This window comes from Nonomuraea sp. NPDC004186, from assembly GCF_053603495.1.
This window is the reverse complement of record NZ_JBSGFQ010000045.1, coordinates 62,741-83,145: the sequence shown is the minus strand read 5'-3', so window position 1 is coordinate 83,145 and position 20,405 is coordinate 62,741. Positions and strand designations below refer to the sequence as shown.

The window sequence follows — 20,405 nt, the reverse complement described above, 5'->3', positions numbered from 1 at the left end:
CCGTTTCTCGTCTGTGGATCAACCCAGTTTAGTGCTCTCCAGGGAGCGCGCCTTCATCGCCGCCTTGCGCGCCGCCTTGACCACGGCCTGGTCGTCGTGGGCGGAGGCCAGCATGTCGAGCACGGCGATCGTGTCGGGATGGTCCACCGCGGTCATCTCGCCGACCAGCTTGATCAGGTCCTCACCCGGCTCGGGCGTGTCGAGCCGGCCCGCGGCCGGGCCCGACAGGTGCATGAGCGCGGCCAGGGAGTCGACCGCGATCCAGGTGTGGTCCTCGGGGCTGAGCGTGGGCGCCTCGAGGTCGCGGATGTGCAGCCAGGAGGCGGCGTAGCGGCGCATCAGCGGATTTCCGAGCGCCTGCCTGACGGGCCCCTCGGCCTCCGGGCCCAGCTCCTCGAGGATGGCGCCGACCGCGCCGCGCTGCCCGGCGGTGCCGGACGCGGCGATCTCGATCAGGTCGCGGGCCGCGGACTCCGGCTCGCGGCGCTCCAGCCACCCGGCGACGGCGCTCTGCGTGGCCGAACCCTTGACCAGCTCCGCCACCAGCTCGGCCGCCGACAGGTCGGCGAACACCTCCACCTCGGCCGCCGTCGGCGCGTCGTGGCCCTCGCGCAGCAGGTCGCGGCGGATGGCCCAGACGCCGAGCGGGGTGAGCGCGGTGCGGCCGGCCGCGGTCTGCTCGACGAGCCCGCAGTACGTCAGCAGCGACAGCGCCTCCAGCAGCTCGGCGGGCAGCGCTGCGGCCAGCCGGCGCATCTCGACCGGGCCGGGCGCGCAGGCGACCTCGTGGGACTGGAGGATGCCCCTGGCGAGGTTGGCGGTGGCCACGCCGGAGCGCACGGAGTAGATCGTGGCGAGCATCTCGGCCAGGTGGCCGTCGACCACGGCGGAGCCCGTCAGGCCCTCGTCGGCGCGGTCGAGCACGTCCATGACCACGCCGTCCCAGAACTCCAGGATGGCCTCCACCGTGAGCTGCATCGACAGCGGCCCTCGCGAAACGCGGCCGCCGAGGATCTGCAGCAGCCCGGTGTTGACGGCGACGATCCAGATCAGGCGCAGCCGGGCGGCGGGCAGGCCGAGCTCCCGGGCGGCGGCCTCGGCGTCCGCCTCGCTCAGGTGCCCCTGCGGGGTGACCTGGCGGCTGCCCGTCCACGTGGTGAGCCTGATGGCGTCGGCGACGATCGGCACCCCGGGCACCGCCGCGGCCAGCTCGGCGTCGGGCGCGAGCAGGACCGGCGGGAACGTCAGCGCTTCGTGCTCCACGGGAGTCTCCTCAGGAGGCCGTGGGGGCACGGCGGCCTGCTCATCGATCAGCTTGCGCAGCTCGGCGAGGTCGAAGACGTTGTTTGCCACCCACGAAACTTACTGCACAGGAGTCACATGGGCGTACTCAACGGATGGCGCGGGACCGGGCTTTGAAGGCCGCCTTGCGTGCCGCCTTCGCGACCGTGCCGTCGGGGATGGAGCGTCCCAGCAGCTCCAGGACCTCGACGACGTCGGGGTGGTCGACCCGCCACATCTCCTCGATCATATGGGCGGGCGGGCCCGAGGCGGCCATGTTCTCGGCGAAGATCTCGGGATCCTCCTCGGCCGCGGGCATCGCGAGCGCCAGCATGTCGACGCTGACCCAGAGCAGCTCCTCCTGGGTGAGCTGGGGCGCCGGCAGCCCTCTGGCGGCCAGCCAGTGGATGGCGTGCGGGCGCAGCTCCTGGTCGTCGAGGTGGTCGCGGACCTGGCTCTCGGCCTCGGCGCCCAGCCGGTCGACGATGGTGATCGCGATGCCGCGGGCCACGGCGGGCGCGCCGGAGGCGGCGGCCAGCAGCTCGGCGGCGGCCTCGCCGGAGGCCCGGCCGCTCAGCCAGCGGCTGATGTCCTGCTCGGCGAGCTCGGCGGGCACGCCGTCGAGCAGCCCTTCGATGAGCCCGAGCGCGTCGGCCTCGGCCAGGTCGGGGGCCTCGGGCGCGTCGAGGTCGAGCGACAGGTAGTGCTCGCGCAGCCCCCAGACGGCCAGCGGGGTGAGCTCCGCGGTGTCGTCCGTGACCTGGATCATGCCGCACCACGACAGCCGGTCGAGCGTGCCGGCCAGGTCGGCCTCGCCGTCCTCGGCGATCTCGTCGAGGTAGTCGCCGATCACGGTGACGGGCACCCGCACCTGGAGCCGGTAGAGCATGTCGAACAGGTCGTAATGGCCCTCGTGCCGCTCGACCAGGTCGGCGACGCGCGCCGCCCAGCTCTCCAGCGGGTCGCCGGTGTCGGGTAGCGGGTCCTCGGCCAGCAGGGGCACGCTCTCCAGCGCCGCGACGAGGTCCTCCCGCGCGGCCAGCCGGGCCGCGGGCAGCGGGGTGCACCCGGGACAGTCGCAGGGCGCCTCGCCCAGGTCGGGCACCTCGCCGGAGGGGATGGCGATCGCCCGCTCGAGCGACTCGGGGCCGATGGAGCTGAAGAGGCTCTTGGCCATGCCGAAGTTCGCGGGGTCGGCGAGGGCCTCGGGCATGCGCGGCGCGATGTCGTCGAGCCTGTCGCGCATGAGCACCGCCGTCGGCTCGGGGACCGCGCCCGCCTCGCTGAGGTAGTCGACGAAGGTGCGGGCGGCGGCGACGGTCTCCGGAGCGCTCTCCGGCGGGGCGATGACCTTGCGCGGGTAGATGGACAGCAGCAGCTCGTCGAAGGTCTCCGGGCTGAAGTCGCCCAGTTCGTTGACGTTGAGATAGTCGCTGGCGTAGTCGCAGAGCAGGCGGACCTCGTCCGCGTCCACCTCGACTTCCCGCGCGTGCCCCCAAGCGCGCAGGTCGTCGATGGCCTGGTTCACCCATTCGATCGACACATGGGCACGCTAACGGCTGGCCTTCAGATGAGCGAATCGGGGAAATGGTCTAAATCAGGTCGAGCGGGTCGACACTCACCTTCACGACATCGGGCGTCTTACGCGCCGCACGCACCCCACTGGCCCCTTTGAGCGCGGCTGCCAGGGCCGCTCCGCCGGACCTCCGTACCCGGATCATGGCGCGTTCCTGGCCCGCCTCGTCCACGGGGACGGGGCCGAGCACCTCGGCGTCGGGCGGCAGGCGTACCTCGTCGAGCATCTGCCTGACCGCGCTCGCCACGCCGGTGAGCGTGGCCATCCGCACCGCCGGCGGGAAGCCCAGCTCGGCGCGGTCGCCCAGCTCGCGCTCGGCGTGGGTGACGGGGTCCCACCTCAGCAGGGCCTGAACGGCGGGCAGCGCGGCGTCGCCGAGCACCACCAGCTCGGCGGCGGGGCGGAGCAGGGCGGCGGCGTTCATCCACCTGCGCACCGCCTCCTCGCCCGCCCTCAGGTCGGCCCTGCCCAGGAGCGCCCAGCCGTCGAGCAGCACGGCCGCCGCGTAGCCACCTTCCGCCACGGGCTCCGCGCCCGGCGTGGCGACGACCAGCGCGCGGGTGGCGGGGACGGTGGCCAGGACGCCGTCGCGGCCCGACGTGCGCACCGGCACGGAGGGGAAGGCCCTGCCGAGCTCCTCCGCGGTGCGCCGGGCGCCGGTGACCACGGCGCGGAGCCTGGGGCTGCCGCAGGACGAGCAGCGCCAGTCGGCGTCCACCCGGCCGCACCAGCGGCAGTAGGGGGCCGCGTGGCCGCCCCGGAGGGCGAGCGGCCCGTGGCACAGGTGACCGGCCTCCGCCGGGGCCTCCGGCATCGGGAAGGCCGTGCCGGCGTGCGGGTCCGGCGGCAGCGCCGTCCTCCGCGTGGGGGGCAGGGCGCAACGGGCGGGAGTACGGCAGTGCCGGCAGGCCAGGGCGGGCAGGTAGCCGCGCCTGGGCACCTGCACCAGCACGGGCCCGCTGTCCAGGCCGTGGCGCAGGGCCCGCCAGGCGAGGCTGGGCAGCCTGGCCTGGCGGGCCGCCTGGTCCTTGGCCAGCTCGGCGTCCTCGCCCGCGGGGCGCACCCGGGGGCCCAGGCCCCTGATCATCGTGCGGGCGGCCACGATCGGCCTGGCCCAGCCGGAGGCGACGAGCTGGGTGGCCTCGGCGGTGCGCGCGTATCCGCCGATGAGCATCGCGGCGCCGGTCCTGTGGGCGCGCAGGCCGAGAACCTCGCGGGCGTGCGGATACGGCGCCAGGCGCTCGGCGTGAAGGTCGTCACCGTCGTCCCAGATGGCCACCAGGCCGAGATCGGCGACGGGGGCGAACATCGCGGCCCTGGTGCCGACAACGGCCCGCACCTGGCCTCTCAGTACCTTCAGCCACCGGCGGTAGCGCTCGGCCGGGCCGAGGTCGGCGGTGAGCGCCACGTGCCTGCCCGGCCCCAGCACCCGGGCGAACTCGCCGTCGGCCAGCGCCACGTCCTTCCCGTCGGGCACCACGACGACCGCTCCCCTGCCGCCGTCCAGCGTCGCCCGCACGGCCTCGGCCGTCGCCCCCGCCCATCCCCTGGCGCCCGGCAGGGCGGACCACACGGCGCGGGGCGCGCGCCCGTCGCGCAGCGCGCCGAGGAAGGAGGGGCCGGTCGGGTACGCGTTCCATGCGCTTTCGGTCTGGGACGGCTCCGCGGGCGGCAGGTCCTGCTTGGCGGGCTCCTCCGACTCGGCCTTGGCGTGGCGGGGCGGGACGGCCAGGCGGAGCACGTCGGTCAGGGTGCCCGCGTACCGGTCGGCGACCGCCCTGGCCAGTCCGGCGATCTCGGGGGTGAGCACGCGTTCGGGGGACACCACGCGTTCGAGCGGCATGAGCCTGCCGTCGTGGTCGCTCTCGTCCGCCCGTTCCAGCAGGAACCCGTCGACCAGCTTGCCCGCGAACCGCACCCGCACCCGCACGCCCGGCCCGGCCGTCTCATGCATGGAGTCGGGCACCAGGTAGTCGAAGGGGCGGTCGAGGTGCGGCAGCGGGCTGTCCACCACAACCCTCGCCACGGGGCGCTCAGGGGCGGGCGCGGGGGCCCCTTTGGTGTCCTTCGACGACGCTGGGGGCCGCACGGCGTCGAGCGGCAGAAGGGCGTCGTCGGAGTCGGTCACGCATAACGTCTACCAGACCGTTCGCCGTGACCGAGCGAGAGCGGAACGGTTGCCGGGGCCACGCGTCCCCAGCGGTCACGGGCGCGCCGGAAGGCCGCGTCAACCCAGGTGGGCCGGTCGTCGAGCACGCCGCGCGTCCCCGGACCTCAAGGCCGCGAGGGCCGCCTTCCGGAGCCGCGCCGGCTCCGGGGCGCGCCTGACACGCCCAGAGGCGCCGCACACCAAGGCGGCGCCCCTTGAGCTCGGACGGCGTGGGTCAAAGGCCGGCGGCGGTGCGCAGGGCCTCGGCGCGGTCCGTGGACTCCCAGGAGAAGCCCTCACGGCCGAAGTGGCCGTAGGCGGCGGTCTCCGAGTAGATCGGGCGCAGCAGGTCGAGGTCGCGGATGATGGCGGCCGGGCGCAGGTCGAAGACCTGGAGGACGGCGTCCTGGATCTTCTCGACCGGCAGCTTCTCGGTGCCGAAGCACTCCACGAACAGACCCACCGGCTGCGCCTTGCCGATCGCGTACGCGACCTGGACCTCGCACCGGTCGGCCAGGCCGGCGGCGACGACGTTCTTGGCCACCCAGCGCATGGCGTAGGCCGCCGAGCGGTCGACCTTGGACGGGTCCTTGCCGGAGAAGGCGCCGCCACCGTGGCGGGCCATGCCGCCGTAGGTGTCGATGATGATCTTGCGGCCGGTCAGGCCGGCGTCGCCCATCGGGCCGCCGATCTCGAAGCGGCCGGTCGGGTTGACCAGCAGGCGGTAGCCCTCGGTGTCGAGCTCGAGGCCGGCCAGCACGGGGTCGACCACGTGCTCCTTGATGTCCGGCGTCAGCATCTCCTTCAGGTCGATCTCCGCCGCGTGCTGCGTGGAGACCACCACGGTGTCGAGGCGGACGGGCGTGTCGCCGTCGTACTCGATCGTCACCTGCGTCTTGCCGTCGGGACGGAGGTAGGGCACCGTGCCGCTCTTGCGCACCTCCGACAGCCGCTGCGCCAGCCGGTGGGCCAGGGTGATCGGCAGCGGCATGAGCTCGGGGGTCTCGCGGCAGGCATAGCCGAACATGAGGCCCTGGTCGCCCGCGCCCTGGCGGTCCAGCTCGTCCTCGGCCTGGTCGACCCGGCTCTCGTAGGCGTCGTTGACGCCCTGGGCGATGTCGGGGGACTGGGCGCCGATGGACACCGACACGCCGCACGAAGCGCCGTCGAAGCCCTTGTGGGAGGCGTCGTAGCCGATCTCGAGGATCTTCTCCCGGATGAGGGCCGGGATGTCGATGTAGGTCTCGGTGGTGACCTCGCCTGCGACATGGACCTGGCCGGTAGTGATCAGCGTCTCGACCGCGACCCGGCTCTTGGGGTCGTCCTTGAGCATGGCGTCGAGAATCGCGTCACTGATCTGGTCAGCGATCTTGTCCGGGTGGCCTTCGGTGACCGACTCGGAGGTGAACAGGCGACGTGACAACTCAGTGGCTCCTCATGCAGCGGCTGCTGACGGATTTAAGGCCCGGGACGCATGGGCATACCTGGGCCTCGCCGAAGTCTAGCCCCACCCGGCGCCAGGGCGCGAAACCGTCCGCGCTCCTGTTTCCGTCACAGCTCGGGCAGGGGGTCGGGCGGCAGGGTCTCCGGCGCGAAGATCTCCGCGTCGGCGGCCGCCACCACCGCGGCGTACTCCTCATCGAACTCGAACACCATGGAGTCCAGCTCGATGACCGGTCCAGGCAGGATGGGGCCGAGCCTGGTGTGTCGCGGGAACTCCGCGAACACCGCGACCGGCCGATCGCTCCTGAGCGTCCTGGTGGCCAGCACCGATATCGAGGAAGCGGTGACCACGATCAGGAAATTCCCCGTCCCGCCGGGTCCCGCCGACACCGCCGGAAAGACGTAGCGGATCTCCCCCTGGTCGCCGAGCAATGTTCTACAACGGTCTCTGACAGCAGAACCCACCGGCATTCCATCCCCCTTCGCCCCAAGTATCCGCAGGCGATAGGGGTGGAGCAATAGGTGATCGGGTAATCGCTCTTGCACGATTCGAACGGTCCAACGCCGGGTACGAGCACCGGATACGCACATCCCGGAAGGGCCGGGGCCACGCTAGGGAAGGCGGGCCGCCACGAGGTCCCACACGACGTCGGCGAGGGCCTCCTTGGGCCCGAACGGCACCTCGACCGGGTCGCCGCCCGCCACCAGCACGGTGGCCGCGTTGTCGGGCGTGCCGAACGCCAGCCCCTCCCCCACCTGGTTGACGACCAGCAGGTCGCACCCCTTGCGGGCGAGTTTGGCCTGACCGTTGGCGAGCACGTCGTGCGTCTCGGCGGCGAACCCGACGATCACCTCGGGGTACGCCCCACGCTCCCGGCGCGGCACGACACCACCCGGCTCAAGCCCTGCGACGACAGGATCCGGATCCGCGGCGGCCGGGAAGGGCTGGGCCGCGGCTGCGGGGCGCGTTCGCGCGGCGCGGGCCTCACGGCGGAGGGTGCCGAGCTCGGCGAGGATGTCGGGATTCTTGGCCAGGAAGATCGGCTCCGGCTCGCCGTCCGTCTTCTTGATCTTCGCCTCGTGCCGTGTGGCGGGCCGGAAGTCGGCCACCGCGGCGGCCATGACCACCGCGTCGGCGTCGGCCGCGGCGGCGAGCACCGCATCGCGCAGCTCGGACGCCGACTCCACCCGTACGACCTTGGCCCCGGCGGGGTCGGGCAGCGTGACATTGGCCGCCACCAGCGTCACCTCGGCCCCCCGGGCGACCGCCGTGCGCGCCAGCGCGTAGCCCTGCCGCCCCGAGGAGCGGTTGCCGAGGTAGCGGACCGGGTCGATCGCCTCCCGCGTGCCTCCGGCGGAGACGACGACCTTGCGCCCGGCCAGGTCGCGGGGCCGGCCGCGCAGCACCCGCAGGCAGACCTCGAAGATCTCCGCGGGGTCGGGCAGGCGCCCGGGGCCGGTGTCGGCGCCGGTGAGGCGCCCGACGGCGGGGTCGATCACGACGGCGCCCCGCTCGCGCAGCGTCTCGACGTTGGCGCGGGTGGCGGGGTGCTGCCACATCTCGGTGTGCATCGCGGGCGCGAACACGACCGGGCAGGTGGCCGTCAGCAGCGTGTTGGTGAGCAGGTCGCCGGCCAGCCCGTGGGCCGCCCTGGCGAGCACGTCGGCGGTCGCGGGCGCCACCACGACGAGATCGGCCTGCTTGCCGATCCGCACGTGGGGCACCTCGTGAACGTCGTCCCAGACCTCGGCGGACACGGGGTTGCCGGACAGGGCGGCCCAGGTGGGCGCGCCCACGAACTTCAGCGCCTCGCGGGTCGGCACGACCCGCACCTCGTGCCCCGACTCGGTGAACAGGCGAAGCAGCTCGCAAGCCTTGTACGCGGCGATGCCGCCGCTGACGCCCAGGACGACCTTCATCGAAGGAGTCAGACCGCGCCTTCGATGGGCTCGGCGTTGAGCAGGCCCTCGGAGACCTCGCGCAGCGCGATGGACAGCGGCTTCTCCTGCGCGTGCGTCTCGACCAGCGGGCCGACGTACTCCAGCAGGCCCTCGCCGAGCTGGGAGTAGTAAGCGTTGATCTGGCGGGCGCGCTTGGCGCCCATGATCACCAGGGAGTACTTGCTGTCGACGATGTCGAGCAGCGCGTCGATCGGCGGGTTGGTGATGCCCTCCGCGGCCGGGGTGGTGCCTGCCACGATTGTCAGACCTCTCGGTTGGTGGTTGTCGTGACCCCCTGAGGGTCAGTCATCAAGGCTATCAGCCGGCGGCACACGTCTTGGACGCTCGTGTTCACGAGTGTCAAGTCGAACTCCTGCTCCGCGGCCATCTCGACCCGCCCCGCCTCCAGGCGGCGCGCGATGACGTCCTCGGGCTCGGTGCCACGGCCACGCAGCCGCTTCTCCAGCTCCTCCCAGGTGGGCGGGGCCAGGAACACCAGCAGGGCCTCGGGCATGCTCCTGCGCACCTGCCTGGCGCCTTCGAGGTCGATCTCGAGCAGGGTGGGGACCCCGTCGGCGAGCTTCTTCAGCACCGGCTCGCGCGGCGTGCCGTAGCGGTTTCCCGCGAACTCCGCCCACTCGAGCAGCTCCCCGGCCGTCACCAGCCGGTCGAACTCCTCGCCGTCGACGAAGTAGTAGTGGACCCCGTTCACCTCACCGGGACGGGGCCTCCTGGTGGTCACCGAGACCGACAGCCACACCGCGGGGTGTGCCCGCCGGAGCTCGGCGACGACCGTGGACTTTCCGACGCCCGACGGCCCTGAAAGGACCGTCAGCCGCCGTTCGCTCAAGGGCAAGAATCCGACCTCCGCGCCGGGCCCGAATGCCTCGTAGGCACTGACTTCGCCGGACCAGGACCTGTCGGTCACTTTCCTACCCCCCGTTGAACCTGCGCTTTCTTGTGGAACAGAGATTAGCTCTCGTTGCCACCGAACTCGCGCTCGAGGGAGGCCCTCTGGTTCGCGCCGAGACCCCGCACGCGGCGGGACTCGGCGATGGCAAGCCGCTCCATGAGCTGCTTGGCGCGGACCTTGCCGACGCCGGGGAGCGATTCCAACAGAGCCGACACCTTCATCTTGCCGATGACGTCGTCGGTCTGCCCATCCTTGAGCACCTCAGCCAGAGAAACCGCGCCATGCTTGAGCCGGTTCTTGACCTCGGCACGCTCTTTACGGGCCTTGGCAGCCTTCTCCAGGGCTGCGGCGCGCTGCTCAGGGGTCAGTGGAGGAAGAGCCACGCCGGGTCACCTCGAATTTCTGTCGATGTACTCGGACGGGAAGGGAAACTAGCTGGTCATCGCCCCCTAAGCAACGTCAAGCGCCGTTTCTCTCCTCACAAAATCCACTTCATCACTCTGCGTGATCGTAAAATCACATTGTGCTGATCAAATCGCCCTCACTTCCCGGTTCGCGCGTCGGACCGCGACGGTGTCGCGAAACGCAACGATGATCGCATTCCAGCCACCCACCGATGTCCGAAATCCCGCCCAGACCAGGGCCGAAACCCATTCCGAAGATCGCGTGCGCAGGCCCCCGCGGATGCATTACGATCTTGCCAGGCACCCCGGCACGGCATGATCCACAATCCCGCCGCCCACCCCATGGACGGCACCCCCCGCGCCAAGGGACCCACCACCCCGATCCGAGCCCGCGGATCACCCACCCACCGCGCCACGCAATCACCCGCGTCGCGGACCCGACCGCGCCACGTCGAGCACCGTGACGGTGAGCCCGAAGGGCGATCGACTACCGGCTTGGGCCGAGGGGCCAGTCGCCCACCCGGTCGGGGCGAGTGCTCCGATGGGCGGAACGGCAGGCGCCGGCCGGCTGAGGGGGCCGACTGGCCGAGGGTGCGGGCGCGATGGGCCGGCGACTCGCCACGGAGCCGGTCAAGAGTGCGCGTCGTCACGGCGACCGGCCCGTGAGCCTTCACGACCGGCCATGACGGACGGCAACCCACGTCGGCGCGTGCGGCCCACCGTGCGGAGCCGTAAAGGATGGATGGCTTGAACGGCGCACCACCCAGGGTGAAGCTGCAAAGAGTGGGTTAAGAGGCGCGGCGGAGAGAAGAGGCTATGGCGGCGGCGGCTGCGCCCGGGTCGGGGGAGGCGGTGATGGGGCGGCCGATGACGAGGAGGTCGGCGCCGTCGGCGAGGGCCTGTTCGGGCGTGGCGACCCGCGCCTGGTCCTGCGTGTCGGCCCCCGCGGGCCGCACCCCCGGCGTGATGAGCGTGATCCCCTCCCCCACCTCCGCCCGCACCGCGGACACCTCGTTGGGCGAGCACACCAGCCCCTTGGCGCCCGACTCCACCGACAGGGCGGCCAGGCGGCGCACGGCGTCGTCGGCGGGCCCCACGAGCCCGATGCGCGCCAGGTCGGCCTCCGACAGCGAGGTGAGGATCGTCACCGCGGCGATCTGGGTCTGCGGGTCGGCGGCCTCCACGGCGGCGCGGATCATGGCGGGGCCCCCGGCGGCGTGCACGGTGAGGATGGCCGGGCGCAGCCGGGAGACGGCGCGGGAGGCGCCGGCGACGGTGTTGGGGATGTCGTGGAGCTTGAGGTCGAGGAACACCTGCACGCCGCTGGCCCCCCGCACCGAGGCGATCACGTCGGGGCCGTAGCGGAGGTAGAGCTCCAGGCCCACCTTGACCGTGCTGACGTGCGGCGTCACCAGGGCCGCCCACTGGGCGGCGGTCTCCAGGTCCGGGGCGTCCAGGGCGACGGCGATGGGCGCGGGAGTCAGGAGCGGGGCGGGACTCAAGACGGGCTCTCCTCGATACGGCAGCTGATGATCATGGTGTGCTCTCTTCGGAGTCGACGAGCAGGTGGCGGGGGGCGCTCCCCGGCGGGCGGTGGGCGAGGCCGACGGCGTCGGCCAGGCGCTGGAAGCCGCGGGCCCTGAGAAGGTCCTCAAGCTCGCGTTCGATGCGCAGGCAGGCGTAGGGGTCGTGGAACAGCGCCGTGCCCACTCCGACCACACAGGCGCCCGCCAGGACCAGCTGGAAGGCGTCCCTGCCGCTCATCACGCCACCGATGCCGATGAGGGGCACCCCGGGCAGGGCGGCGTGGACCTGCCACACGCACCGCACGGCGAGCGGCAGGATCGCGGGCCCCGACAGCCCTCCGGTCACGGCGGCGAGCGAGGGCCGCAGCGCCTCGGTGTCGATGGCCATGCCCAGCGGGTTGTTGATCATGGACAGCGCGTCGGCCCCCGCGTCCACGCAGGCCCGCGCGACCGACACGATGTCGGCCACGTCGGGGGCCAGCTTGGCCACGACCGGCACGTCGTAGCGCATGATCGAGCGGACCGAGGCGATCACCTCGGCCGCGGCGCTGCCCTCGCGGGCGAAGACGCGGCCGCGGTCCTCCATGTTCGGGCAGGAGAGATTGACCTCGAGAGCGGTGACCCCGGGCGCGTCGGCGAGCCTGCGGGCCAGCTCGGAGTATTCGGCGACGGTGCCGCCGCCGATCGAGACGATGGTCTTGATGCCCCGCTGCGCGAGCCAGGGCAGCTCGCGCTCCAGGAACGCGTCGATGCCCGGCCCCTGCAGGCCGACCGCGTTGAGCATGCCCGAGGGCGTCTCGGCCATGCGCGGCGTGGGCCGCCCGGCGCGCGGGGCCATGGTGATCGAGCGGGTGGTCAGCGCCCCGAGCCGGTGCAGGTCGAAGAACTGGGCCAGCTCCCGCCCGGACGCGGCGCATCCGGCGGCCGTGGTGATCGGGTTCGCGAGCTCCACATGCGCCAGAAATGTCCGCATATCAACTGACATGTCGTGCACCGCCTCCGGGGGCGCCGAGCGCGTCGAACGGGATCGTTCCCACGTCCTCGAAGCGCACCCGCTCCCCCCGGAACACCGGTCCTTCCGCGCATGCCCGCACCATCCTGGTCACTCCGTCATCCCCGATGACGGGCAGCACGCACGTCATGCACACCCCGATGCCGCAGGCCATCGACTCCTCGACGGCCACCTGCACCGGGATGTCGAACTCCATCGACACCGCCGTCACGGCCCGCAGCGTCTCCATCGGAGCGCAGGCGTAGACCGCGTCGGCCCGCGTGTCGGCGATCACCGAGGGTAGCGCGTCGGTGACCTTGCCGCGAAGCCCGAGCGAGCCGTCCTCGGTGGTCAGCGTGGTGGTCTCGGCGATGCGGCGGGCCCGCATGGCACCGAACACCCGCTCGGCCCCGGCCCCGCCCAGCACGAAGTCGACCCGGCAGCCCCGCGCCAGCAGCGCGTCGGCCAGCGGGAACAGCAACGCGGAGCCGTACTCGGCGCCGACCAGCACGCAGTGCACCGGGTCGCGCGGCAGCGGAAAGGGCCGGCCGAGCGGCCCGACCAGGTCGAGCGTGTCGCGGGCGCGCCGCTCGGCCAGCCAGGCCGTGCCGGGGCCACGGGCGGTGAAGACCAGCTCGACCGTGCCGCCGTAGTCGGACTTGACGTCATGGATGGACAGCGCGCGGCGCGTCACCATCGACGTCTGGCCCCCGCCGACCGCGACGGAGACGAAGTGACCGGGGCGGTAGCGCTCGGCTATGCCGGGCGCCACCACCGTCAGCGCATGGTAGGCGTCGACCCGGCGCGTGGTCAGCACCGTGCCCGTCACCTGCACCGGAGTGCCGGCCAGTCGTCTTCACCTCCCGTGCGGGGTCAGCCCCGGAGTGCCTGTGCGTGCTCCTGGAGCGACCGTACGCCGACATCGCCGCGCACGATCGCCTGGATGCCCGCCGCCGCCGCGGCAAGCCCTGAGACCGTGGTGATGCACGGGATGCCGCGCAGCACCGCGGCGGTGCGGATCTCGTAGCCGTCGAGGCGCGGCCCCGACTGCCCGGGGCTGCCGAACGGCGTGTTGACGATCAGGTCGACCTCGCCGTCGAGAATGGCCTGCACGCTCGTGCGCTCACCTCCGGGACCAGGACCCTCGCTCTGCTTGCGCACGATCTTGGCATGGACGCCGTTGCGGCGCAGCACCTCGGCGGTCCCCTCGGTGGCCAGGATCTCGAATCCGAGATCCGCGAGCGCCTTCACAGGGAAGATCATGGCACGCTTGTCCCGGTTGGCCACCGACACGAACGCGCGTCCCTTGGTCGGCAGCTCGCCATAGGCGCCCGCCTGGGACTTGGCGTACGCGATCCCGAAGAACTCGTCGATGCCCATGACCTCGCCCGTGGAGCGCATCTCGGGCCCCAGCACGATGTCCACGCCCCGGAAGCGGTTGAACGGCAGCACCGCCTCCTTGACCGCGATCGACGCGTCCAGCGGCAGCGTCCCGCCGTCGCCGGTCGCGGGCAGCATGCCCTCCTCGCGCAGCGAGGCGATCGACGCGCCGAGCATCACCCGGGCCGCCGCCTTGGCCAGCGGCGCCGCCGTGGCCTTGGACACGAACGGCACGGTGCGGCTGGCCCGCGGGTTGGCCTCCAGGACGTAGAGGACGCCGGCCGACATCGCGTACTGGACGTTCAGCAGGCCGCGCACGCCCACCCCGGCGGCGATGGCCTCGGTGGCGGCGCGGATGCGCTTGATGTCGTGGCTGCCGAGCGTGATGGGCGGCAGCGCGCACGCCGAGTCGCCGGAGTGGATCCCGGCCTCCTCGATGTGCTCCATGACACCGCCGAGATAGAGCTCCGAGCCGTCGTAGAGGGCGTCGACGTCGATCTCGATGGCCTCGTCCAGGAACTTGTCCACCAGCACCGGGTGGCCGCCCTCCTGGGCCGCCATGTACGTCGTCAGCGTCTCGTCGTCGTACACGATGGCCATGCCGGCGCCGCCGAGCACGTAGGACGGCCGGACGAGCACGGGGTAGCCGATCTCCTCGGCGATCTCCCGGGCCTCGGCGACGGTGAGCGCGGTGCCGTGCTTGGGCGCGGGCAGCCCCGCCTCGGCCAGCACCCGCCCGAACGCGCCGCGCTCCTCGGCCAGGTGGATCGACTCCGGCGAGGTGCCGACCACGGGCACGCCCGCGTCCTTGAGCGCCTGCGCCAGCCCCAGCGGCGTCTGGCCGCCGAGCTGCACGATCACGCCCGCGACCGGGCCTGTCTGCTGCTCGGCGTGGACGACCTCCAGCACGTCCTCCAGGGTGAGCGGCTCGAAGTAGAGCCGGTCGGAGGTGTCGTAGTCGGTCGAGACGGTCTCCGGGTTGCAGTTGACCATGACGGTCTCGAACCCGGCCCTGGACAGCTCGAACGAGGCGTGCACGCACGCGTAGTCGAACTCGATGCCCTGCCCGATGCGGTTGGGCCCGGAGCCGAGGATGATGACCTTCTCGCGCTCGCCGTAGGGGACCTCGTTCTCCTCGTCATAGGTGGAGTAGAGGTACGGCGTCTTCGCGGCGAACTCGGCGGCGCAGGTGTCGACGGTGTTGTAGACCGGGCGCAGCCCCAGCGCGTGGCGCAGGTCGCGGACCCGGGCCTCGTCGATGCCGCGGATCTCGCCGATCTGCGCGTCGCTGAACCCGTGCCGCTTGGCCCGCTCGAGCACCTCGGAGGTCAGCTCGGCGGCGGCGGCGACCTCCCCGGCCTCCTCGTGGAGCAGGAAGAGCTGGTCAACGAACCACGGGTCGACGCTGGTCGCCTCGAACACCTCCTCGGGCGTGGCGCCCGCCCTGATGGCCTGCTGCATCGTGCGCAGCCGCCCGTCGTGCGGGGTGCGGCAGCGCTCGAGCAGCTCGGCCTTGTCGCCGCTCTCGCCCGCCCAGGTGAAGGCGGACTCCTTCTTCTCCAGCGACCGCAGAGCCTTCTGCAGCGCCTCGGGGAAGGAGCGGCCGATGGCCATGGCCTCGCCCACGGACTTCATGTGCGTGGTGAGCGTCTGGTCGGCGCCCTTGAACTTCTCGAACGCGAACCTCGGCACCTTCACCACGATGTAGTCGAGCGTCGGCTCGAAGGAGGCCGGGGTCTCCTTGGTGATGTCGTTGGGGATCTCGTCAAGGGTGTAGCCGATGGCGAGCTTGGCCGCGATCTTCGCGATCGGGAACCCGGTGGCCTTGGAGGCCAGGGCGCTCGATCGGGACACGCGCGGGTTCATCTCGATGACGATCATGCGGCCGGTGCGCGGGTCGACCGCGAACTGGATGTTGCAGCCGCCGGTGTCGACGCCGACCTCGCGGATGACGGCGATGGCGACGTCGCGCATGTTCTGGTATTCGCGGTCGGTCAGGGTCAGCGCGGGCGCGACGGTGACGCTGTCGCCGGTGTGGACGCCCATCGGGTCGATGTTCTCGATGGAGCAGACGATGACGACGTTGTCGTGCTTGTCGCGCATGACCTCCAGCTCGTACTCCTTCCAGCCGAGGATCGACTCCTCCAGGAGCACCTCGGTGGTCGGAGAGGCGTCGAGCCCGGCGCCGCCGATGCGGCGCAGGTCGGTCTCGTCGTAGGCGAAGCCGGAGCCGGCCCCGCCCATGGTGAACGACGGCCTGACCACGACCGGGTAGCCCAGCTCGCCCGCGGCGGCCAGGCACTCCTCCATCGTGTGGCAGATGGCCGACCTGGCCGACTCGGCGTTGAGCCCGCGCTCGCGGGCGACCTTGGCGACGATCTCCTTGAACCGCTCGCGGTTCTCCCCCGCCTGGATCGCGTCGAAGTCGGCGCCGATCAGCTCGACGCCGTACTTCTCCAGCACGCCCGACTCGTGCAGCGCGACCGCGGTGTTGAGCGCGGTCTGCCCGCCCAGGGTCGGCAGCAGCGCGTCGGGCCGCTCCTTGGCGATGATCTTCTCGACGAACTCGGGGGTGATCGGCTCGACGTACGTGGCGTCGGCGAACTCGGGGTCCGTCATGATCGTCGCCGGGTTGCTGTTGACCAGGACGACGCGGAACCCCTCGGCCCGCAGCACGCGGCACGCCTGGGTGCCGGAGTAGTCGAACTCGCACGCCTGGCCGATCACGATCGGCCCCGAGCCGATCACCAGGACGGACCTGATGTCCTCACGCTTGGGCACGGCTCATGACCTCACAGAACTCGTCGAAAAGGTAGGCGGCGTCGTGGGGGCCCGCGGCGGCCTCCGGGTGGTACTGGACGCTGAAGGCCCGCCCGTCGAGCAGGCGCAGCCCCTCCACGCAGCGGTCGTTGAGGTTGACGTGGCTGACCTCGGCCTGACCGTACGGGGTCTCGAACGGCGCGTCGAGCGGCGCCCGCACGGCGAACCCGTGGTTGTGCGCCGAGATCTCGACCTTGCCGGTGCGCACGTCCTGGACGGGCTGGTTGACGCCCCGGTGCCCGTAACGCAGCTTGTAGGTGGAAAGGCCCAGGGCCCGCCCGAAGAGCTGGTTGCCGAAGCAGATCCCGAAGAACGGGACCCTGGCCTCCAGGACCCCCCGCAGCGCGCTCACGTCCGCCGTGGCGGGGTCGCCGGGCCCGTTGGAGAAGAAGACCCCGTCCGGCTCGACCGCCATGATCTGCTCGTACGTGGCCGTCGCGGGCAGCACGTGCACCTCGCAGCCGCGCTCGGCCATCCGGTGCGGCGTCATGCCCTTGATGCCGAGGTCGACGGCCGCGACCGTGAACCTCTTCTCGCCGATCGCCGGCACGACGTACGGCTCGGCGGTGGCCACCTCGGCGGCCAGGTCGGCGCCCTCCATGCGGGGCGACTGCCGCACGCGCTCGACCAGCTCCTCGACCGGCACGGTGGGCGCGGTGAAGATGCCGGCGCGCATGGCGCCGCGCTCGCGCAGGTGGCGGGTGAGCGCGCGGGTGCCGGAGATGGCGATCCCGACGACGCCCTGCTCCTTGAGGTAGTCGTCGAGCGAGCGGTTGGCCCGCCAGTTGGAGACGACCCTGGACGGCTCGCGCACGACGTAGCCGGCGACCCAGACGCGCCCGGACTCGGGGTCCTCGTCGTTGACGCCGGTGTTGCCGATGTGGGGCGCCGTCATGGCGACGATCTGCCGATGGTAGGACGGGTCCGTGAGGGTCTCCTGGTAGCCGGTCATGCCGGTGTTGAAGACCATCTCGCCGAACGTCTCGCCCTCGGCGCCGTACGGACGTCCCTGGAAGACGCGGCCGTCTTCCAGGACGAGCACCGATGTGTTCAAACCAGCTTCCCTTCGAGAACGGTCGCCCTGCCGCGCAGGAACGTGGCCACCACCCGGCCGGGCAGCGTCATCCCCTCGTACGGGGTGTTCCTGCTCTTCGACGCGAATGCGGACGGATCCACCTCGGTGCGCACGGACGGGTCGTACAGCGTGATGTTGGCCGGGGCGCCCACTTCCAGCGGCTGCCCCTGGCCGCCGAGCCGGCCGATGCGGGCCGGGACGACGGACATGCGCTGGGCGACGCCCGCCCAGTCGAGCAGCCCGGTCTCGACCATGGCCTCCTGGACCACGCTGAGCGCCGTCTCCAGGCCCACCATGCCCATGGCCGCGGCCGACCACTCGGTCTCCTTGTCCTCGACCGGGTGGGGGGCGTGGTCGGTGGCGACGATGTCGATCGTGCCGTCGGCCAGCGCGGCCCGCAGCGCCTCGACGTCCGCGCGGGTGCGCAGCGGCGGGTTGACCTTGTAGATCGGGTTGTACGCGCCCACCGGGGACTCCTCGACCAGGTCGTCGGTGAGCAGGAGGTGGTGCGGGGTGACCTCACAGGTGACGTTCCAGCCCTTGGACTTGGCCCAGCGGATGATCTCGACCGAGCCGGCCGTGGAGACGTGGCAGATGTGCAGCCTGGAGCCGACGTGGGCGGCCAGGAGGCAGTCGCGGGCGATGATCGCCTCTTCGGCGACCGCGGGCCAGCCGGTCAGGCCGAGCCTGCCGGAGATCACACCCTCGTTCATCTGGGCCCCGGAGGTGAGCCTGGGCTCCTGGGCGTGCTGGGCGATGACGCCGTCGAACGCCTTGACGTACTCCAGGGCGCGGCGCATCAGCACGGCGTCGTCCACGCACTTGCCGTCGTCGGAGAAGACCCGCACGCGGGCGGCCGAGTCGGCCATCGCGCCCAGCTCGGCGAGCTGCTTGCCCTCCAGGCCGACGGTGACGGCGCCGACGGGGTGCACGTCGCAGTGCGCGAACTCGCGCCCGAGCCGCCACACCTGCTCGACGACCCCCGCGGTGTCGGCGACCGGCGAGGTGTTGGCCATGGCGTGCACGGCGGTGTAGCCGCCCCGGGCGGCCGACTGGGTGCCGGTCTGCACGGTCTCGGCGTCCTCGCGGCCGGGCTCGCGCAGGTGGGTGTGCAGGTCCACGAGGCCGGGCAGCGCGATCGCGCCGCCGCCGTCGACGGTCTCGGGCCCCTCCAGGCCCGGCCCGATCTCGGCGATCATCCCGTCGGCGACGCGGATGTCGACGGGCTCCCCACCCAGAATCCTGACATTGCGAATAATCACGCGCTCTCTCCCCCAAGCAGCAGGTACAGCACCGCCATGCGAATGGTCACACCGTTGGCGACCTGCTCCACGATCGTGGAGCGCGCCGAGTCGGCCACCTCCGCGGCGATCTCCATGCCCCGGTTCATCGGCCCGGGGTGCATCACGATGGCGTCCTCGGGCATCTTGGCGAACCGGTCCCGGTCCAGGCCGTACCGGCGTGAGTACTCCCGCTCGCTGGGGAAGTAGGCGGCGTTCATCCGCTCCTTCTGCACCCGCAGCATCATCACCACGTCCGACTTCGGCAGCACCGCGTCCAGGTCGTAGGAGACCTCGCACGGCCAGGAGCCGACGGAGACGGGCAGCAGCGTCGGCGGCGCCACCAGCGTGACGTCGGCGCCGAGCGTGTCGAGCAGCAGCACGTTGGAGCGGGCGACCCGGCTGTGCAGCACGTCGCCGACGATCGTGACCTTGCGCCCTTCGAGGCTGCCCAGACGGCGGCGCATCGAGAAGGCGTCGAGCAGCGCCTGCGTGGGATGCTCGTGGGTGCCGTCGCCGGCGTTGACGACGCTGCCGCGCACCCAGTTGGCCAGGCGGTGCGGCGCGCCGGAGGCGCCGTGGCGGATGACGACCGCGTCGGCGCCCATGGCCTCGAGGGTGAGCGCGGTGTCCTTGAGCGACTCGCCCTTGGAGACGCTCGACCCCTTGGCCGAGAAGTTGATCACGTCGGCGGACAGCCGCTTGGCCGCCGCCTCGAACGAGATGCGCGTGCGGGTGGAGTCCTCGAAGAACAGGTTGACCACGGTGCGCCCGCGCAGCGTGGGCAGCTTCTTGATGGAACGTTCCGAGACCCTCGCCAGCTCCTCGGCGGTGTCGAGGATGAGGAGCGCGTCGTCCTTGGTGAGGTCGCCCGCGGAGATCAGGTGGCGGTTCACTTGGCGTCCCCCTTCATGAGGAGCACGGCGTCGCGGCCGTCGATCTCCTGCAGGTAGACCTTGACCTTCTCGCTCTTGGCCGTCGGGAGGTTCTTGCCGACGTAGTCGGCGCGGATGGGCAGCTCGCGGTGGCCGCGGTCGACCAGCGTGGCCAGCTGCACCGCGGTGGGCCGGCCGAGGTCGTTGAGCGCGTCGAGCGCGGCGCGCACGGTGCGGCCGGAGTAGAGGACGTCGTCCACGAGCACGACGACCCTGCCGTCGATGCCGTCCGGCGGCAGCTCGGTGCGGCCGAGCGGCCTGGCGGGCTTGAGCCGCAGGTCGTCGCGGTACATCGTGATGTCGATGGAGCCGACGGGGATCTTGACGCCTTCGAACTGCTCGATGCGGTCGCCGAGCCTGCGGGCAAGCGTGGCGCCGCGGGTCGGGATGCCGAGGAGCACGACGTCGTCGGCGCCCTTGGTGCGCTCGAGGATCTCGTGCGCTATACGGGTAAGCGCCCGATGGATGTCGGGGGCCTCGAGGACAGCCCTGGAATCGGACATGGCGAATCTCACCACCTTTCCCGCCTCACGGGACGGGTCTTAAAAGGGTGCTGGTCGGCACACACAGTACCAGGGGCTACCAGGAACAACGCGAGTGGGCTCCCGTGGCGTCACGAAGCTTCATCGGGGTACGGATGGCGTACCGGCTTCCTCGGGGAGACGCTGATACTGCCCGGGGAAGCCGCCAG

At 71.9% G+C, this 20,405-nt stretch carries 17 protein-coding genes; all 17 read right to left on the bottom strand.

The window, feature by feature from the left end; all coding sequences use genetic code 11:
- Positions 1 to 18: 18 nt before the first annotated feature.
- On the bottom strand, positions 19 to 1,353 hold the full coding sequence (locus ACWEPL_RS32470) for a hypothetical protein (protein ID WP_363963639.1): 1,335 nt from the start codon (positions 1,351 to 1,353) through the stop codon (positions 19 to 21).
- A 37-nt stretch (positions 1,354 to 1,390) separates the two neighbouring features.
- A complete protein-coding gene (locus ACWEPL_RS32465) occupies positions 1,391 to 2,824 on the bottom strand; it encodes a hypothetical protein (RefSeq protein ID WP_452438435.1) in 1,434 nt (477 codons plus the stop codon).
- A gap of 49 nt (positions 2,825 to 2,873) precedes the next feature.
- Positions 2,874 to 4,985: a primosomal protein N' gene (locus ACWEPL_RS32460; RefSeq protein ID WP_363963635.1), complete on the bottom strand. Its 2,112-nt coding sequence runs from the start codon at positions 4,983 to 4,985 to the stop codon at positions 2,874 to 2,876.
- A 256-nt stretch (positions 4,986 to 5,241) separates the two neighbouring features.
- On the bottom strand, positions 5,242 to 6,429 hold the full coding sequence (metK, locus tag ACWEPL_RS32455; RefSeq protein ID WP_452438434.1) for a methionine adenosyltransferase: 1,188 nt from the start codon (positions 6,427 to 6,429) through the stop codon (positions 5,242 to 5,244).
- Positions 6,430 to 6,557: 128 nt separating this feature from the next.
- On the bottom strand, positions 6,558 to 6,920 hold the full coding sequence (locus ACWEPL_RS32450; protein ID WP_452438433.1) for a hypothetical protein: 363 nt from the start codon (positions 6,918 to 6,920) through the stop codon (positions 6,558 to 6,560).
- Between the two features lie 141 nt (positions 6,921 to 7,061).
- Positions 7,062 to 8,369, bottom strand: a complete 1,308-nt coding sequence (coaBC, locus tag ACWEPL_RS32445) for a bifunctional phosphopantothenoylcysteine decarboxylase/phosphopantothenate--cysteine ligase CoaBC (protein WP_452438432.1) — start codon at positions 8,367 to 8,369, stop codon at positions 7,062 to 7,064.
- Positions 8,370 to 8,377: 8 nt separating this feature from the next.
- The gene (gene rpoZ / locus ACWEPL_RS32440) at positions 8,378 to 8,647 is read right to left on the bottom strand and encodes a DNA-directed RNA polymerase subunit omega (protein ID WP_043638590.1); all 270 of its coding nucleotides are present in this window, start codon (positions 8,645 to 8,647) and stop codon (positions 8,378 to 8,380) included.
- A 5-nt stretch (positions 8,648 to 8,652) separates the two neighbouring features.
- Positions 8,653 to 9,246 (bottom strand): guanylate kinase, encoded by a 594-nt coding sequence (gmk, locus tag ACWEPL_RS32435; RefSeq protein ID WP_185072975.1) that lies wholly within the window; start codon positions 9,244 to 9,246, stop codon positions 8,653 to 8,655.
- A 116-nt stretch (positions 9,247 to 9,362) separates the two neighbouring features.
- The gene (gene mihF / locus ACWEPL_RS32430; protein WP_020541698.1) at positions 9,363 to 9,686 is read right to left on the bottom strand and encodes an integration host factor, actinobacterial type; all 324 of its coding nucleotides are present in this window, start codon (positions 9,684 to 9,686) and stop codon (positions 9,363 to 9,365) included.
- A gap of 809 nt (positions 9,687 to 10,495) precedes the next feature.
- Positions 10,496 to 11,191, bottom strand: a complete 696-nt coding sequence (gene pyrF / locus ACWEPL_RS32425; RefSeq protein WP_397366291.1) for an orotidine-5'-phosphate decarboxylase — start codon at positions 11,189 to 11,191, stop codon at positions 10,496 to 10,498.
- Positions 11,192 to 11,240: 49 nt separating this feature from the next.
- Positions 11,241 to 12,218 (bottom strand): dihydroorotate dehydrogenase, encoded by a 978-nt coding sequence (locus ACWEPL_RS32420; protein ID WP_350729093.1) that lies wholly within the window; start codon positions 12,216 to 12,218, stop codon positions 11,241 to 11,243.
- Entirely contained in the window at positions 12,208 to 13,059 is an 852-nt protein-coding gene (locus tag ACWEPL_RS32415; protein WP_350729091.1) for a dihydroorotate dehydrogenase electron transfer subunit, read from the bottom strand. The genes ACWEPL_RS32420 and ACWEPL_RS32415 overlap by 11 nt, the downstream gene beginning before the upstream one ends.
- Positions 13,060 to 13,097: 38 nt before the next feature.
- Positions 13,098 to 16,385, bottom strand: coding sequence for a carbamoyl-phosphate synthase large subunit (gene carB, locus ACWEPL_RS32410; RefSeq protein WP_355191669.1), 3,288 nt, complete (start codon positions 16,383 to 16,385; stop codon positions 13,098 to 13,100).
- Positions 16,372 to 17,478 (bottom strand): glutamine-hydrolyzing carbamoyl-phosphate synthase small subunit, encoded by a 1,107-nt coding sequence (carA, locus tag ACWEPL_RS32405; protein WP_363963629.1) that lies wholly within the window; start codon positions 17,476 to 17,478, stop codon positions 16,372 to 16,374. Before carA ends, carB begins: the two co-directional genes overlap by 14 nt.
- Positions 17,475 to 18,761, bottom strand: a complete 1,287-nt coding sequence (locus tag ACWEPL_RS32400) for a dihydroorotase (RefSeq protein WP_363963627.1) — start codon at positions 18,759 to 18,761, stop codon at positions 17,475 to 17,477. The genes carA and ACWEPL_RS32400 overlap by 4 nt, the downstream gene beginning before the upstream one ends.
- The gene (locus ACWEPL_RS32395; RefSeq protein WP_350729083.1) at positions 18,758 to 19,675 is read right to left on the bottom strand and encodes an aspartate carbamoyltransferase catalytic subunit; all 918 of its coding nucleotides are present in this window, start codon (positions 19,673 to 19,675) and stop codon (positions 18,758 to 18,760) included. The genes ACWEPL_RS32400 and ACWEPL_RS32395 overlap by 4 nt, the downstream gene beginning before the upstream one ends.
- Positions 19,672 to 20,217: a bifunctional pyr operon transcriptional regulator/uracil phosphoribosyltransferase PyrR gene (pyrR, locus tag ACWEPL_RS32390; protein WP_185072969.1), complete on the bottom strand. Its 546-nt coding sequence runs from the start codon at positions 20,215 to 20,217 to the stop codon at positions 19,672 to 19,674. The genes ACWEPL_RS32395 and pyrR overlap by 4 nt, the downstream gene beginning before the upstream one ends.
- Positions 20,218 to 20,405: the final 188 nt, after the last annotated feature.